General features: G+C 65.7%; 14 protein-coding genes and 1 pseudogene. 12 read left to right on the top strand and 3 right to left on the bottom strand.

Going from position 1 to position 16938, the window contains the following annotated elements; genetic code table 11:
• Positions 1-44: 44 nt before the first annotated feature.
• Positions 45-608, bottom strand: a complete 564-nt coding sequence (gene ahpC, locus ISP14_RS00075; RefSeq protein ID WP_404534865.1) for an alkyl hydroperoxide reductase subunit C — start codon at positions 606-608, stop codon at positions 45-47.
• A 221-nt stretch (positions 609-829) separates the two neighbouring features.
• Positions 830-2047 carry a citrate synthase family protein gene (locus ISP14_RS00070; RefSeq protein ID WP_404534863.1) on the bottom strand — a complete coding sequence of 406 codons (1218 nt, stop codon included), beginning with the start codon at positions 2045-2047 and terminating at the stop codon, positions 830-832.
• 175 nt (positions 2048-2222) lie between these two features.
• Between ISP14_RS00070 and prpB the strand changes: the two genes are divergently transcribed.
• From prpB to ISP14_RS00035, 7 genes are all read left to right on the top strand, one after another.
• Positions 2223-3110: a methylisocitrate lyase gene (gene prpB, locus ISP14_RS00065; RefSeq protein WP_404534861.1), complete on the top strand. Its 888-nt coding sequence runs from the start codon at positions 2223-2225 to the stop codon at positions 3108-3110.
• Between the two features lie 64 nt (positions 3111-3174).
• Entirely contained in the window at positions 3175-4320 is a 1146-nt protein-coding gene (gene prpC / locus ISP14_RS00060; RefSeq protein WP_404534859.1) for a bifunctional 2-methylcitrate synthase/citrate synthase, read from the top strand.
• Between the two features lie 511 nt (positions 4321-4831).
• Positions 4832-5728: a hypothetical protein gene (locus ISP14_RS00055; RefSeq protein WP_404534857.1), complete on the top strand. Its 897-nt coding sequence runs from the start codon at positions 4832-4834 to the stop codon at positions 5726-5728.
• Between the two features lie 161 nt (positions 5729-5889).
• Positions 5890-6264, top strand: a complete 375-nt coding sequence (locus tag ISP14_RS00050) for a hypothetical protein (RefSeq protein WP_404534855.1) — start codon at positions 5890-5892, stop codon at positions 6262-6264.
• The gene (locus ISP14_RS00045; protein WP_404534852.1) at positions 6261-6950 is read left to right on the top strand and encodes a C39 family peptidase; all 690 of its coding nucleotides are present in this window, start codon (positions 6261-6263) and stop codon (positions 6948-6950) included. Before ISP14_RS00050 ends, ISP14_RS00045 begins: the two co-directional genes overlap by 4 nt.
• Before the next feature lie 4 nt (positions 6951-6954).
• Positions 6955-7749, top strand: coding sequence for a hypothetical protein (locus ISP14_RS00040; RefSeq protein WP_404534849.1), 795 nt, complete (start codon positions 6955-6957; stop codon positions 7747-7749).
• A 76-nt stretch (positions 7750-7825) separates the two neighbouring features.
• Positions 7826-9238, top strand: coding sequence for an acetate kinase (locus tag ISP14_RS00035; protein WP_404534847.1), 1413 nt, complete (start codon positions 7826-7828; stop codon positions 9236-9238).
• Positions 9239-9256: 18 nt separating this feature from the next.
• On the opposite strand, the gene ISP14_RS00030 is transcribed toward ISP14_RS00035, so the two are convergent.
• The gene (locus tag ISP14_RS00030) at positions 9257-9934 is read right to left on the bottom strand and encodes a YjbE family putative metal transport protein (protein WP_404534845.1); all 678 of its coding nucleotides are present in this window, start codon (positions 9932-9934) and stop codon (positions 9257-9259) included.
• Positions 9935-10246: 312 nt separating this feature from the next.
• Between ISP14_RS00030 and acnD the strand changes: the two genes are divergently transcribed.
• From acnD to ISP14_RS00005, 5 genes and pseudogenes are all read left to right on the top strand, one after another.
• On the top strand, positions 10247-12841 hold the full coding sequence (acnD, locus tag ISP14_RS00025) for a Fe/S-dependent 2-methylisocitrate dehydratase AcnD (RefSeq protein WP_404534843.1): 2595 nt from the start codon (positions 10247-10249) through the stop codon (positions 12839-12841).
• Positions 12838-13422, top strand: a complete 585-nt coding sequence (locus tag ISP14_RS00020; RefSeq protein WP_404534841.1) for a 2'-5' RNA ligase family protein — start codon at positions 12838-12840, stop codon at positions 13420-13422. Before acnD ends, ISP14_RS00020 begins: the two co-directional genes overlap by 4 nt.
• Before the next feature lie 29 nt (positions 13423-13451).
• Positions 13452-14636, top strand: coding sequence for a 2-methylaconitate cis-trans isomerase PrpF (gene prpF, locus ISP14_RS00015; protein WP_404534839.1), 1185 nt, complete (start codon positions 13452-13454; stop codon positions 14634-14636).
• A 133-nt stretch (positions 14637-14769) separates the two neighbouring features.
• Positions 14770-16221, top strand: coding sequence for a bifunctional 2-methylcitrate dehydratase/aconitate hydratase (locus ISP14_RS00010; protein WP_404534835.1), 1452 nt, complete (start codon positions 14770-14772; stop codon positions 16219-16221).
• A gap of 190 nt (positions 16222-16411) precedes the next feature.
• A pseudogene (locus ISP14_RS00005) lies at positions 16412-16938 on the top strand (OmpA family protein); the annotation flags it as partial.

Raw genomic sequence — 16938 nt, 5'->3', positions numbered from 1 at the left:
GGGCGCGGCGCGCCCGGGTCCGGTGTTGCAGGTGTTGCCGTGGATCAGATCTTGCCGACCAGGTCCAGCGAGGGAGCCAGGGTCTTCTCGCCTTCCTTCCACTTGGCCGGGCACACTTCGCCCGGGTGGCTGGCGACGTACTGCGCGGCCTTCACCTTGCGCAGCAGCTCGCCGGCGTCGCGGCCGATGCCGCCGGCAGTGATCTCGACGATCTGGATCTTGCCCTGCGGGTCGATCACGAAGGTGCCGCGGTCGGCCAGGCCGGCGTCCTCGATCAGCACTTCGAAGTTGCGGCTGATCGCGTGGGTGGGGTCGCCCACCATGGTGTAGCCGATCTTCTTCACCGCATCGGAGGTGTCGTGCCACGCCTTGTGCGAGAAGTGGGTGTCGGTCGAGACGCTGTAGATTTCCACGCCCAGCTTCTGGAACTCGGCGTAATGGTCAGCCAGGTCTTCCAGCTCGGTCGGGCAGACGAAGGTGAAGTCGGCGGGGTAGAAGAACACCACGGACCACTTGCCCTTGAGGTCGGCCTCGGTCACTTCGATGAACTTGCCGGCCTTGAACGCCTGCGCCTTGAACGGCTTGATTTCGGTGTTGATCAAAGACACTTGTCAGTCTCCATTGGTGGGTGGATCGGTGAATCGATGGGCTCAATTGTAGGGACTGCTTACGATTGTTCCAATTGATTGTTGAGATTGGATGAATTGACGGCGCCTATGTAGCCGCCGCGTCGGCCAAGATCGGGGAGCCGGCGCAGCAAGCGCCGTCGATGGAGATCAGGGCGCCGGGCGAAGTGCGTATCAGCGCGGGTGGTATGAGGCGGTAGCCTTCAACGCTGGCGCGCCGGCATGGCGCCAGCGTAGTTCGCGCGCGGGCGGATCAGCCCACCGACTTCCTGCTGTTCCAGCGCATGCGCCAGCCAACCCACCATGCGGCCGGCGGCGAACAGCAGCAGCGCGGCATCCGCGTCCTGGCCATGCAGCAGGGCGATCGTGGCCAGCGCGAAATCCAGGCTAGGGGCGCGGCCGCAGCTTGCGGCAGCTGCGTCGACCAGTCGCTGCACGCGCGTCATCCCCGGCAACCGCGGGCGCGATTCGGCCAGCATGCGCAGCAGCAATGCAGCGCGCGGGTCGCCGTCCGGGTACAGCGGATGGCCGAAGCCCGGCAGCTCGTCGCCGTGGCGCAAGCGCTCGCGCACGCCATCGGCAGGATCGCGCTCGCGCAAGGCCTGGCGGATCAGCGCATAGGCGCGTGCGGCAGCGCCGCCATGCTGCGGGCCGGATAGCGCCGCAAGTCCTGCGCTGGCGGCTGCGTGCAGGCTTGCGCCGGTCGAGGCCGCCACACGTGTGGCGAAAGCGGAGGCGTTCAATTCGTGGTCCGCACACAACACCAGGGCACTGCACAGCAGGGGCGCGACATGGGTGCCTGGGCAGCGCCAGCTGGCGGCAAGCAGTTGATGGATAGGGAGCCGGCCCGGTTTCTTCGCGCAGAGCAGCGCGGCCGTTTCGCGCAACAAGCGGGCTGCACCCTCGCGACGTTGTAGCGGATCCGTGCTGTGTGCATGCGGTGCGGAGAGCGCGAGCAGCGGCAGTGCCGCGGCGGTGCGTTCCAGCGGCGGCACGCTGCGCTGGCGCAGTAGTGCCTGTACGGCCGTGGGCCAGGTTCGCGGCGGCGGTGCAGCGAATGGATCGCGGTCGCCGCATTCCCACAGCAGGCGGGCGACGTCCTCCAGGCTGGCGCCTTGCCGGGCCAGTTCGATGGCGGACTCGCCGCGGTAATAGTGCCCGTCCGGCCGGATCAGCGAGATCTGCGTCTCCAGCACAGGCAGCCCCCAGGTGAGGCTGTGCGCGGCACCCTGGGCTGCACCGCGCCCGGCCCGGCGCAGGTCGATCAGGCGCTCGATATCGCTGGTGCGATATTCGCGGCTGCGACCGTCCGGACCCGGCCGAGAATCGACCTTGCCGCGGCTGACATAGGCGTACAGCGTGGCGAGGCTCACGCCTAGCCGGGCGGCAGCGTCGCGGGCGGAAAGATAGTCGGCGGCCATGGCCGACATATTGATCGCTTGGATCAAGATTGATCAATATGTTTCGCGGGGGCAGAGTAGCGATATCCGTGATACGGAACGGTCCAGATCGAGGCACGCTGCGGTGTTCGGGTAGTGCGCCGCGACATGGCCGGACCGGCGCATCGCCTACAATATGCAGTTTCGGAGTATCGCCATGTCCCCACTCGAATCCGCCGGCGCCCGCTTCCGCGCCGCCCTCGACACCGAATCGCCGCTGCAGGTGATCGGCGCGATCACCGCCTACGCCGGCCTGATGGCCAAGCGCGTCGGCTACAAGGCGCTATACCTGTCCGGCGGCGGCGTGGCCGCCAATTCGCTGGGCATGCCGGACCTCGGCATCTCGACGATGGAAGACGTGCTGATCGATGCCCGCCGCATCGTCGACGCCACCGGCCTGCCGCTGCTGGTGGACATCGACACTGGCTGGGGCGGGGCGTTCAACATCGCGCGCACCATCCGAAATTTCGAGCGCATCGGCGTGGCTGCGGTGCACATGGAGGACCAGGTCGGCCAGAAGCGTTGCGGCCACCGCCCCGGCAAGGAAGTGGTGCCGAAGGAGGAAATGGTCGACCGCGTGAAGGCCGCAGTGGACGCGCGCACCGATCCGGGCTTCGTGATCATGGCGCGCACCGACGCGGCGGCGGTCGAAGGCATCGATGCCGCGATCGAGCGCGCGGTGGCCTATGTCGAGGCCGGCGCCGACATGATCTTCCCCGAGGCGATGAAGACGCTGGACGACTACCGCAAGTTCAAGGCGGCGGTGAAGGTGCCGATTCTGGCCAACCTCACCGAGTTCGGTTCCACGCCGTTCTTCACCACCGGGGAACTCAAGAGCGCCAACGTGGACATCGCGCTGTACTGCTGCGGTGCCTACCGCGCCATGAACAAGGCGGCGCTGAATTTCTACGAGACGGTGCGCCGCGAGGGCACCCAGAAGAACATCATCGACACCTTGCAGACGCGCGAGGCGCTGTACGACTTCCTCGGCTACCACGCCTACGAGGACAAGCTCGACGCACTGTTCGCCGACAAGAAAGCCTGATTCCGTTTCGCCGGCCGGCGTTCCGCACCGGCCGGTTCCGTTTGTACTCGAGGAGAAGCATCCGATGAGCGAGCAAGTCCTTCCCAAGGCCAAGAAATCCGTGGCGCTGTCCGGCGTGGCCGCCGGCAACACCGCGCTGTGCACGGTGGGCCGCAGCGGCAACGACCTGCATTACCGCGGCTACGACATCCACGATCTGGCGGCCAAGGGTTGCTTCGAGGAAGTGGCGCACCTGCTGGTCTACGGCGTACTGCCGAACTGGACCGAGCTGCAGAACTACAAGGCCCGCCTGAAGCGCCTGCGCGGCCTGCCGGCGCCGGTGAAGGCCGCGCTGGAGCTGCTGCCCGCCGCCACCCATCCGATGGACGTGCTGCGCACCGGCTGCTCGGTGCTGGGCACCGTGCTGCCGGAGAAGGACGACCACAACGTCACCGGTGCGCGCGACATCGCCGACCGCCTGATGGCCAGCTTCGGCTCGATGCTGCTGTACTGGTACCACTTCAGCCACAACGGCAAGCGCGTCGAGACCGAGACCGACGACGATTCCATCGCCGCGCACTTCCTGCACGTGCTGCACGGCAAGGCGCCCAGCGAACTGCACGCCAACGCGCTGGACAAGTCGCTGGTGCTGTACGCCGAACACGAGTTCAACGCCAGCACCTTCACCGCGCGCGTGATCGCTGGCACCGGCTCGGACATGTACTCGTCCATCACCGGCGCGATCGGCGCGCTGCGCGGTCCGAAGCACGGCGGCGCGAACGAGGTGGCGATGGAAATCATCGCGCGCTACCGCAGCGCCGACGAGGCCGAGGCCGACATCCGCGCCCGGGTGGAGCGCAAGGAGATCATCATCGGCTTCGGCCACCCGGTGTACACGGTGTCCGATCCGCGCAATGTGATCATCAAGGAGATCTCGCGCAAGCTTTGCACCGATGGCGGCAACCCGGTGCTGTTCGACGTCTCCGAGCGCATCGAGAAGGTGATGGGCGATATCAAGAAGATGTTCCCCAACCTCGACTGGTACTCGGCCAGCGCCTACCACATGATGGGCGTGCCCACCGCGATGTTCACGCCGCTGTTCGTGATCGCGCGCACCTCCGGCTGGAGCGCGCACGTGATCGAGCAGCGCGAGGACGGCAAGATCATCCGTCCCAGCGCCAACTACATCGGGCCGGAAGACCAGGTCTACGTGCCGATCGACAAGCGCTGAGCCGCTGCCGGAAAGCCGAAGCAACGAAGGGAGCCGCGAGGCTCCCTTTTTCGTGGGCATAGCGATGTGTTCGCGTTGCTGGCATCTATGCCTGTTACAGGTGTCGCAGCTCTGATACAGGCCTCGACATCGCACCTTCAAGGGCTGCAAGCCTTGCTCTGGCGCGCCGGCAGGGGACATCGGCAAATTCCGCCCGGTTCCAGCTGTAACGCTTTTGGCACAGTGCTCGCGGCGATTTGACCGTAGGTCGCCAACGAGATGTTCGCAAGTGCGTGATTTGTAAATAAATCATATGCACGCAATCGCTTGGCATTTCCCTTGCCAGTTCAGCTTGCTGCACACGCAAGACTAGGCGGGATGGCCCAAGTCAATCAGGGGATTCCCGAGCACAACCGCAATCCGGTGCAGACCGGAAGCGGCGGCGGTGTCTGGCGCTGCAGGCAACCGGTTCCGGCGTTCGCCGGAATCGACGATGCAAGTCCTGATCGGGTTTTTCCAAGGAGAACGAACCATGCGCAAGACACTTATCGCTACCGCCATCTGCCTGGGTCTGGGTCTCAGCTTCTCTGCCGTGGCGGGCAACCACAACCACCAGACCAACGCCGGCGGCAACAATGCCCAGGATGGCTCGGCGGCGTTGCAGAACGTGGCCAACCAGGCCAACTCCAACAACACCAGCGATTCCAACAACACCAGCAGTTCGAACAACACCACGACCACGCTCAACACCGTCGTGGCGAACAGCGTGCTCAACGGCACCGTGTCGAATGTCGGCGTCTCCGGCATCGGCAACAGCGCGATGAACTGGGGCGGTGCCAATGGCGGCGACGGTGGCGTCGGTCTGGGCGCCACCTCGGCGCCGGGCGGCAATGGCGGCAACGCACACAGCCATAGCGGTGATGGTGGGGCAGGGCTGGGCCTGAGCGCCGCGGTGGGCGGCTCCAACTCGGCCGATGGTGGCAGCAGCAACGGCAACGCGGGCGACGGCTCGAACAGCAGCGTGGCGGCGAACGACGGCCACCACCATGGCTCGGGCAATGGCGGCGATGGCGGTAACAACTCGAGTTCGGCCAGCGGTGGTGCCGGTTCGTGGGCCGGTGGCGCTGGCGGCAGCAACTCCGCCAATGCGAGCAGCGGCAACGGTTCGGGTACGGGCGGCAACAGTGGCAATAGTGCCAGCGAGGGCGGTGCTGGCGGTGCTGGCGGCGCGGGTGGTTCGGGCATGGGCGGCATGGGCGGCGCCGGCGGAATGGCCGCGGCGGATGCCGGCAGCTTCGACATGTCCAACCAGATGAACGGCACGGCGGTGGGCGCCGCCGGCATCGCGGTGATGGCGCAGAACAGCGGCGCAGCGGCACTGGTGCAGCAGAGCGTGAACGTCCAGGCCAACCTTACGGTTGGTCACTGAGTGGAACCTCCCGCGGTGGAGCGCTTGCGCTCCACCGCGGCTTTGCGGCGGCTGCATGCCACAAGGGCACCCGAGGTGACGCGATCAAGGGCGTCGTTCACGGCAGGCAGCCGCGGCGGGAGTACAGAACCATGCGAACGTTCCGATTCGGTTGCGGATGCGTGCTGTTGCTTTGCGTCGCGAGCCTCGATGTGCCGGCGGCGGATGCGCCGCGGTCGGCCATGCCGGCGTCCCGGACGGGTGTCGCCACGGCTGCCGCGACGGCATCGGCGCAGCCCGTCTACGTCGATGGCCTGGGCACCAGCGTCAGCGGTTCCACCCTGGCGCATTTGCGCGGCGGTATCCAGACGACCGAGACCATGACGCTCAACGGCTCGGTGGATCACAACACCGACAATCAGGTCGTGACCGGATCCAACCTGATCGACGGCGGCGCGTTCAGTGGCGCTGTCGGCTTGCCGACGGTGATCCAGAACTCCGGCAACAACGTGCTGATCCAGACGGGCGTCATCGTCAACGTGCAGTTCAAGCCATGAGCAGGACGCTTCCAGCGCTCGCGATCGTGCTGGCGCTGGCCTGGCCCGGCGGGCTGCTTGCCGGCTCGGTGGAGATCAACGGCGGTACGGGCTCGACCTATACGCTGCATCTGACCACTTTCAAGGAAGCGAAATTCCGGAACACCGTCCGGCAGAAATACGACTTCAGTTGCGGCTCTGCTGCGGTAGCCACCTTGCTGACCTACCAATACGGCTATGCGGTCACCGAGCAGGCGGCATTCGCGCAGATGTACGTGCACGGCGACCGCGCCAAGATCAGCAAGGAAGGCTTTTCCCTGCTGGACATCAAGAACTACCTGCAAACCCTCGGCTTCGAGGCGGACGGCTTCCGCCTGCCGCTGGACAAACTCGCCCAGGAGCACCTGCCTGCGATCGTGCTGATCGTGGTGAATCGCTACCACCACTTCGTGGTGGTCAAGGGTTTGCTGGACGGTCGCGTGCTAGTGGGCGATCCCGCGCTGGGTACGCGCTCGATCCCGCGCGAACGTTTCGAAAAAATGTGGCAGGACAAGCTGCTGTTCGTGATTCACAACCGGCGCGATGAAGCGCATTTCAACCTGGTCAGCGACTGGCGCGCGGCGCCTCTCGCACCGCTGGGCATGGGTATCGACCGACGCCTGATGGACTACACCACCATGCCGAAGTTCGGGCCCGGGCAGTACTGAGGTGATGGTGATGAAAGGCAAGAATCCAAATTCAAGAAGGGGCCTGCGAGTCGTGTTGCCCTTGTGCCTGCTAGGCAGTGTTGGCGTCGCCCATGCCATGCCCGGTGGTGAGGCGGGCAACGCCGGCCTCCAGCCAAAGCCGGCGACAGCGCCGACGGCGGATCAGGCACAACCCGATATTGCAGGCCTAGGGCAACCGGTCAGCGACGCCAGCCTCGATCATGCGCGTGGCGGTTTCGATCTCGGCGGCGGCCTGATGGCCTCGTTCGGTCTGAAGGAACAGACCTACATCAACGGTGTGCTGGCGATGTCCACGAGCATCAATATTCCGGACATCAGCAAGATCACACAGCAACAGGCCGCCGCTCTGGCATCGACGCTGGACGACCTGGACCTCGTGCAGAGCGGACCGGGCAACAGTGTCGCTTCCGGCAAGGCGGCTGCCGCGCCCATTGCCGGATCGGGCGCGTCGAATGGCGTCGTCGGCACGCATGCTCCGAACAAGCAGAGCACCAGTTCCCCCGCCATGGATGCGCCAGCAGCGTCGCTCGGCGTGCCTGCACTCGTCACAGGCGTCGTCTCGTCGGCAGTCAGCCAGAACACCCAGGGCACTGCCGCGGCGGCATCCGCGCTCGCCCAAGGCGGTGCGCTGGCGCAAGTCGTGCAGAACACCTTGAACAATCAATCCATCCAGACCTTCACCACGCTCAACATTTCCGTGAACACGCTGCAGATGCTGCGCCAGATGAATCTGCAGAGCACCTTGCAGTCGGCGCAATTGCTCTCGCTCTCGCACTGAGCGCGCCGCGCGGGCGCTGCATGCCCTCGTCTGGCGTTACCGAAGTCTTCCAAGATTGGTTTGACAAGGAGTTGAAATGGAACGCAAACGTCGGCAATGGGCATGCGCGGCCGGTTGCGCCGGGTTGATGGCGTTTGGCGGATGGGCGAGCGCGCAGGAGGCGTCGCCACCTGCGTCGCCCTCCGGGGCGGGGCAGGTGGTGCCCACCGCTGCGAAGCGTGGCGATCCCGCATCTTCCACGACGATACGCCAGCGCTTGCAGAAGCAGGACGCGCAAATCGACGCCATGCGCCACCAGATCGATGCGCAGGTGGCACAGCTCAAGCTGATGCGCCAGCAGCTGGCCCAACAGGCGGCCGACTATGCATCGCTGCGTCACGCGATCGGCGTGCGCGAGCTGGATCAGCAGCGCGGCGGCAACCTGCAGACGACCGGGGCCGGTTCGCCAACACAGCCCATGCCGTCTGCGTCTGCCACGCAGACGGTGGCCGCCGCCAATCCGCAGGAGGTCGGCCAGGCACCGCCGAAAGATACCCGTCCGCCCGAGGTCGCACCCATCTCCAACCAGCCCGGCGTGCTGACGCCGAAGAACAGCTTCGTGCTGGAGCCCTCGTACCAGTTCGGCTACTCCGCCGCCAACCAGGTCGATCTGGTGGGTTACACCATCATCCCGGCCATCCTGATCGGCCTGATCGACATCCGCACGGTGCGTACCACCAGTCATACCGTGACGCTCACCGGGCGCTATGGCATTACCGATCGTCTCGAGCTGGAGGTGCGCGTACCTTATGTGTGGGAGGGCAGCAACATCGTCAGCCGCGAAGTGTTCACCGGTACGGCGACGAACAATGTGCTCAGCTCCAGCGGTAGCGGTCTCGGCGACATCGAGGCCACCGCGCGCTATCAGTTCAACGACGGTGGTGCGGACAAGCCGTATTACATCGGCTGGCTACGCTTCAAATCCCGTACCGGCGAGGACCCCTTCGAAGTGCGCACCGACTGCCAGACGCGCTGCCTCGAGAATGTCACCGGCACGGGCCTGCCGCTGGAGTTGCCGACCGGCTCGGGCTTCTACTCCCTGCAGCCCGGAGTCACCTGGCTGCTACCGTCCGATCCGGTGGTGATCTTCGGCAACCTCAGCTACATGTACAACTTCGAACGGCACAACGTGTCCGAGAACCTCGTGGTCGGCAAACAGTTCATCGGCAACGTGAAAGTTGGCAATGTCGCCGATGCCAGCATCGGCGTCGGTTTTGCGATGAACGACAAGGTGTCGTTGAGCCTCGGTTACGACCAGAGCTTCATCGGCGTGACGCGCGAGGCCGGCTCCAAGGTGCCGGGTTCGACCAAGGTCTGGCTGGGCTCCCTGCTGGTGGGTGGCTCCTATCGCATCGATTCCAAGCGCACCTTGAACTTCACCTTGGGCGTTGGCGTGACCCGCGATACGCCAGACGTACTGATGACGGTGCGCGTGCCGATGGCGCTCTGAAGGGAGGCCATCCACCGGTCAGGTTGCTGCAGGTCGACGCCGGCGCCGCTGCAGCCAACCGCCGCCGCAGATACCCGCCACCAGCATCGCATCGAGCAGGTATCTGACCCAGGCGTGCGACGACAGCCAGCCCGACCACAGGTGGTCATGGGCGATCATGCGCGCCGCGGTCCAGGCGATCGCGCCGGCGCCGAGATAGACGACGACGGGGAAGCGCTCGATCAGTTTCAAGATCAGGGTCGAGCCCCAGACCACCAGCGGCACGCTGATCAGCAGGCCGAGCACCACCAGCAGCAGGTCGCCCCGCGACGCGCCGGCGATCGCCAGCACGTTGTCCAGGCCCATCAGCGCATCGGCGACGATGATGGTGCGCAGCGCGCCCCAGAAGCTGCCGGCGGCGGCGACCTCGTGCGGCGCGTCTTCCTGTTTCAGCAGCTTCCAGGCGATCGGCAGCAGCAACAGGCCGCCCACCAGCATCAGGCCCGGCAGTTTCAGCAGCCAGACCACCACCGCGGTGAGTGCGATGCGCACCGCGACCGCGCCGAAGCTGCCCCAGAAGATGGCGCGCTTCTGCACCGCAGCCGGCAGCCTGCGCGCGGCCAGCGCGATCACGATCGCGTTGTCGCCGGCCAGTACCAGGTCGAGCAGCACGATGGCCAGCAGGCCGGAAAAGAATTGGGGGGTGAGGAGGTCCACGCGGTTCGGTTCCTGCGTGCGGGACAAATGCAGCAACCACGGGCGCACGCTGCCCCGTGATTACCGCAAAAGTCTCGTTCGCGGCCGAACCGCTGCAGTGACCGGGGCGGTGCTCCGCCCGTGATGACGACCACTGCAAGGACACCGGGTGAAACGGCGTCCTGAACTACTCCCTTTTGGGATCAGTACCCGACTATGGTCGATGCTGCCATGCGCCTCAGTCAAGCCGAGCCTCTTAAGCAAGCGGCCCGCACAGGCTAAAATAGGCCGTTAACACGTCAGCCGGGCGTCCCAACCAAGGGTTCCTGATTCATGAATACCGTCTACCGCCAATCCCTTCCCGGCACGTCGCTGGATTATTTCGATGCGCGCGCCGCCGTGGAGGCGATCCAGCCGGGTGCCTACGACACGCTGCCGTACACCTCGCGCGTGCTCGCCGAGAACCTGGTGCGCCGTTGCGATCCGGCGATCCTCGCCGAGTCGCTCAAGCAGATCATCGAGCGCAGGCGCGATCGCGATTTCCCGTGGTTCCCGGCGCGCGTGGTGTGCCATGACATCCTCGGCCAGACGGCCCTGGTGGACCTGGCCGGCCTGCGCGATGCGATCGCCGATCGCGGCGGCGACCCGGCCAAGGTGAACCCGGTGGTGCCGGTGCAGCTGATCGTCGACCACTCGCTGGCGGTGGAATGCGGCGGCTTCGATCCGGACGCGTTCGCGAAGAACCGCGCGATCGAGGATCGCCGCAACGAGGATCGCTTCCACTTCATCGAGTGGACCAAGAAGGCGTTCGAGAACGTCGACGTGATCCCGCCGGGTAACGGCATCATGCACCAGATCAACCTGGAGAAGATGTCGCCGGTGGTCCAGGTGCAGGACGGTGTCGCGTATCCGGATACCTGCGTGGGCACCGACAGCCACACGCCACACGTGGACGCGCTCGGCGTGATTGCCATCGGCGTCGGTGGCCTGGAAGCCGAGAACGTGATGCTCGGCCGCGCGTCGTGGATGCGCCTGCCTGACATCGTCGGGGTCGAGCTCAGCGGCAGGCGCCAGCCTGGCATCACCGCCACCGACATCGTGCTGGCGCTCACCGAATTCCTGCGCAAGGAGAAGGTGGTCGGCGCCTACCTGGAATTCCGCGGCGAAGGCGCGGCCAGCCTCACGCTCGGCGATCGTGCGACGATCTCGAACATGGCGCCCGAATACGGCGCGACGGCTGCGATGTTCTTCATAGACGGGCAGACGACCGACTACCTGCGCCTCACGGGCCGCAGCGACGAGCAGGTGAAACTGGTCGAGACCTACGCGAAGGCGGCCGGCCTGTGGGCCGATACGCTGAGCAATGCGCAATACGAGCGCACGCTGACGTTCGATCTGTCTAGCGTTGTGCGCAACATGGCTGGCCCATCGAACCCGCACAAGCGGCTGCCGACGTCCGATCTCGCCGCGCGAGGGATCGCCGGCCAGTGGGAAGAGAAGGCGGGCGAGATGCCCGACGGTGCGGTGATCATCGCGGCGATCACCAGCTGTACGAACACCAGCAACCCGCGCAACGTGATCGCGGCGGGCCTGCTCGCGCGCAACGCGAATGCGAAGGGCCTCGCGCGCAAGCCGTGGGTGAAGAGCTCGCTCGCGCCTGGCTCGAAGGCGGTGCGGCTATATCTGGAAGAAGCGAACCTGCTGCCCGAACTCGAGAAGCTCGGCTTCGGCATCGTCGCGTTCGCGTGCACGACCTGCAACGGGATGTCGGGTGCGCTCGACCCGAAGATTCAACAGGAGATCGTCGAGCGCGACCTGTACGCGACAGCCGTGCTGTCCGGCAACCGCAACTTCGACGGCCGCATCCATCCGTATGCGAAGCAGGCGTTTCTCGCATCGCCACCGCTCGTCGTCGCGTATGCGATCGCCGGCACGATCCGCTTCGACATCGAGAAGGACGTGCTCGGTCACGACCAGGACGGCAAGCCCGTCACGCTGAAGGATATCTGGCCGACCGACGAGGAGATCGATGCGATCGTCGCGACTAGCGTGAAGCCCGAACAGTTCCGCAGGGTCTACGAACCGATGTTCGCTCGCCCCGCCGGCGCGGGCGAGCGCGCGGCGCCGCTGTACGACTGGCGAGCGCAGAGCACGTACATCCGCCGTCCGCCGTACTGGGAGGGTGCACTGGCTGGCGAGCGCACGCTGAAGGGCATGCGTCCGCTCGCGGTACTCGGCGACAACATCACGACTGACCATCTGTCGCCGTCGAACGCGATCCTCGCGAACAGCGCGGCCGGCGAATATCTGACGAAGATGGGCTTGCCGGAAGAAGACTTCAATTCGTATGCGACACACCGGGGAGACCACCTGACCGCGCAGCGCGCGACCTTCGCGAACCCGACGCTCATCAACGAGATGGCGGTCGTCGACGGCGCGGTGAAGAAGGGCTCGCTCGCGCGTGTCGAGCCGGAGGGCAAGGTCATGCGGATGTGGGAAGCGATCGAGACGTACATGGATCGCAAGCAGCCGCTGATCGTGATCGCCGGCGCCGACTACGGCCAGGGCTCGTCGCGCGACTGGGCCGCGAAGGGCGTGCGGCTCGCGGGCGTCGAGGCGATCGTTGCCGAAGGGTTCGAGCGGATTCATCGCACCAACCTGATCGGGATGGGCGTGCTGCCGCTCGAGTTCAAGCCGGGCACGAACCGCACGACGCTGGGCATCGACGGCACCGAGATCTTCGACGTCGTTGGCGAACCGACGCCGGGTGGTGAGCTCAACCTCGTCGTGCATCGGCGCAACGGTGAGACGTTAGAGGTTCCGGTGCGCTGCCGGCTCGACTCCGACGAGGAAGTCTCGATCTATGAAGCCGGCGGTGTGCTGCAACGCTTCGCGCAAGACTTTCTCGCATCGAACGTGGCGGCATGAGTCGGATTGCGGGGCCGCGTCTGTTCTTCTTGGCCATGCCTCCGCCGGCATGGGTGGATGACACGCTGGTCCGGCTGGCGCGGCTTGGGGTGGACAAACGTCTGCGAAGCGCCCTGTTTGCACCGGCGAATTGGCATCAGTCGTTTTCCGAGCGCATTTTTTCGCCGACCGAGGAAGAATGCGCTGCGCTGCTGCAGGTTGGCTCAGCCGTTTCCGCATCCGCGTGCACGCTGCATTTCAACCGCATCGACGGATCGGGCGACCTGCCAGGCCGGATCCATTGGACGATGCGCGCGCGTGGCGTGCCGAAACCGTTTGCCGCCTTGTTGCAAGAGGTTCGTGGCCGCCTTTGCGACGCTGGATTCGATCGCATCGCCACTGGCGTGACGCCGCACATGACCTTGAGCTATTGCGCGCGCGATACGCTGGACAAAATCGTGCTCGATCCGCCCATCGCATGGACCATCGACGAGTTGTGTCTCGTCATCGGTGGTGGCGATCCATACCGCTACGACGTCATCGGCCGCTGGCCATTGCTGCCTGAAATCGATCCGCCCGCCACGCAATCCGGCTTGTTTTGAGGCGGCGGCGAACACCTCCGGAGATTCCCATGTCGCATGCTGCACAAATCCGCATTCCCGCCACCTATATGCGCGGCGGCACCAGCAAAGGCGTGTTCTTCCGCCTCGAGGACTTGCCCGAAGCGGCACGGGTGCCGGGTGCCGCGCGCGACGCGCTTCTGCTGCGCGTGATAGGCAGCCCCGATCCCTACGGCAAGCAGATCGACGGCATGGGCGGCGCCACCTCCAGCACCAGCAAGACGGTGATCGTGTCCAAGAGCACGCGGCCGGATCACGACGTGGATTACCTGTTCGGACAGGTAGCGATCGACAAGGCCTTCGTCGACTGGAGCGGCAACTGCGGCAACCTGTCGGCGGCGGTCGGCCCGTTCGCCATCGCCGGCGGCCTGGTCGATCCCGCGCGCATGCCGCGCGATGGCGTCGCCATCGTGCGCATCTGGCAGGCGAACATCGGCAAGACCATCATCGCGCATGTGCCGATGACCAACGGCGCGGTGCAGGAAACCGGTGATTTCGAGCTGGACGGCGTGACTTTCCCTGCCGCCGAAGTGCAGCTGGAATTCATGGACCCGGCCGCCGAGGAAGATGGCGCGGGCGGGGCGATGTTCCCGACCGGCAAGCTGGTGGACGATCTGGAGGTGCCGGGCGTCGGCACGCTCAAGGCGACCATGATCAACGCCGGCATTCCCACGATCTTCGTTGAGGCCTCCGCGATCGGTTACACCGGCACGGAACTGCAGGAGGCTATCAACAGCGATGCCAAGGCGCTGGCGATGTTCGAGACCATCCGCGCGCACGGTGCGCTGCGCATGGGCCTGATCGCGTCGCTGGACGAGATCGCCACGCGCCAGCACACGCCCAAGGTGGCCTTCGTCGCCGGGCCGGCCGACTACGTCGCATCGAGCGGCAAGCCGGTGAAGGCCGGCGACGTCGACCTGCTGGTGCGCGCGATGTCGATGGGCAAGCTGCACCACGCCATGATGGGGACGGCCGCGGTGGCCATCGGTACCGCTGCCGCGATCCCGGGCACCCTGGTGAATCTCGCGGCCGGTGGCGGCGAGCGGCAGGCGGTGCGCTTCGGCCATCCGTCAGGCACGTTGCGGGTAGGCGCCGCGGCGGCGCTGGTCGACGGCGCGTGGACCGTCACCAAGGCGGTCATGAGCCGAAGCGCGCGCGTACTGATGGAAGGCTGGGTGCGCATCCCCGCAGGCTGAGCCTGCAGGGCAGGACTGACTCCCTGCTGCCACGGAGGCGGGAGTAGGCTGGTCCGGCAGGGTTTGCGTCAAACGACACGGGCAGGCCATCCCGTCGCAGGGATGGTTTCCGTGCGGCCAGGAGACGTGCCTCATGAGTACGCAGGACATCCGTTCCGCCAAACGGCCGGACCCCGACCTGCCGATGGTCGACGTAGCGGATTACGTCGTCGACTACCCGATCGATTCGACCGAGGCGTACGACACCGCACGCTACATGCTGCTGGATTCGCTCGCCACGGCCATGATGGCGATGAAATTCCCCGAGTGCGTCAAGCATCTCGGCCCCGTCGTGCCCGGCGCCACGCTGCCCGGGGGCGCCCGCGTACCGGGCACCAGCCACGAGCTGGATCCGGCCCAGGCCGCGTTCGCCATCGGCACGCAGATCCGCTGGCTGGACTTCAACGACACCTGGCTGGCCGCCGAGTGGGGCCACCCGTCGGACAACCTCGGCGCCATTCTCGCCGTGGCCGACTGGCTGGGTCGCAAGGCCGAGCGCGAAGGCGGCCAGGCGCCGAGCTTGCGCGACGTGCTGGGTCATGCCATCAAGGCCCACGAGATCCAGGGTTGCTACGCGCTGAGGAACAGCTTCAACCGCGTGGGCCAGGATCACGTGATCCTGGTCCGCCTGGCTTCTACCGCCGTGGCCACCGCCATGCTCGGCGGCAACAAGGAGCAGATCGTCACCGCCGTGTCGCACAGCTGGATCGACAACGGCGCATTGCGCACCTATCGCCACGCCCCCAACACCGGCCCGCGCAAGAGCTGGGCCGCGGGCGACGCCTGCCGCCGCGCGGTCATCCATGCCATCAACGCGGTGTACCGCGGCGTGGCCGGTTATCCGTCGGCCTTGTCGGCGAAGACCTGGGGCTATTACGACGTGGCCTTCAAGGGCAAGGCGTTCGAGTTCGAGCGCCCGTTCGGCAGCTATGTAATGGAGAACATACTGTTCAAGATCAGCTTCCCGGCCGAATTCCATGCGCAGACCGCGGTCGAGTGTGCGATGAAGCTGCACGCCGAGGTCGCCGGCAGGATCGAGCAGATCGATCGGGTGGCGATCGAGACCCAGGAGGCGGGCGCGCGCATCATCGACAAGACCGGCCCGCTGGCGAACTACGCCGACCGCGACCACTGCATCCAGTACATGGTGGCGGTGCCGCTGATCTTCGGTCGGCTGACGGCTGCCGACTACAACGACGACGTGGCCGCCGACCCGCGCATCGACGCGCTGCGCGAGAAGATGGTGGTGAGCGAGAACCCGCAGTTCACCCGCGACTACTACGACCCCGACAAGCGCTACATCGGCAACTCGGTGCAGGTGTTCTTCAAGGACGGTACGTCGACCGGAAAAGTCTCCGTCGACTACCCGATCGGCCATCGCAAGCGCCGTGCGGAGGGCATCCCGGCGCTGCTGGAGAAGTTCGAGGCGGCCATGCGCGGCCACCTGCCGAAGCACAAGGTCGAAGCCATACTCGAAGTCACCCGCGATCCGGCGAAGCTGGATGCCATGCCGATCCAACACTTCCTCGGCTTGTTCACGCTCTGAATACGCCCCGGCGGCAAACCTCGCCGAAGCTGTATGCTGCACAACAGCATCGACTGTCGCAAATTGTCACGATATTCGCCATGTGTTATTTTTGCGTAAAGCCGAATGGGTCGGCCGAGTGCATGCAAAGTCACCGCGCCCCGGAGAAATCGGGCGGGATTGTTTCGATAAACGAAAAGGGAGAGACCTGATGAAACACAAGGGCCTTTATTTCATGGTTGCCCTGGCCTTGGGCGGCGTGGGCGCTGTTCACGCGCAGGACAACACGGCGGCGACCACCGGCAGCAGCGAGAGCACTGCCGCTCCGGCATGGCCGAACGGCTTTGATGACCGCTGGTACATCGCGCCGACCATCGGCGGGTACTACAACGACTCGGACCGCAACACCAACAGCCGCCAGATCTACTACGGCCTGGCCGTGGGCAAGTTCATCTCGGCCAACACCTCGCTGGACCTGTTCGCCGATCGCACCAAGCGCAACATCGACGGCCACGCCGGTAAGTGGTCCAGCAACAACGTCGGCGTCGCCGCTCGCTACTACTTCGGCAGCACTGCGTGGCGCCCGTACCTGCTGGCGGCCGTGATGGGCAGCCACCACAAGAACCCGGTGGACAGCGACTGGGCACCGGCGGCCGAACTGGGCCTGGGTCTGTCCAAGGCGATCACCGACAGCTCCGACTTCCGCGTGGAAGGCGGTTACCGCTACGACTGGGACGA

The sequence above is a fragment of the Dyella agri genome (assembly GCF_044904705.1).
GTDB classification, from domain to species: Bacteria; Pseudomonadota; Gammaproteobacteria; order Xanthomonadales; family Rhodanobacteraceae; genus Rhodanobacter_A; species Rhodanobacter_A agri.
Note: the sequence above shows the minus strand (reverse complement) of the source record. Positions and strands in the feature narration are given on the sequence as shown.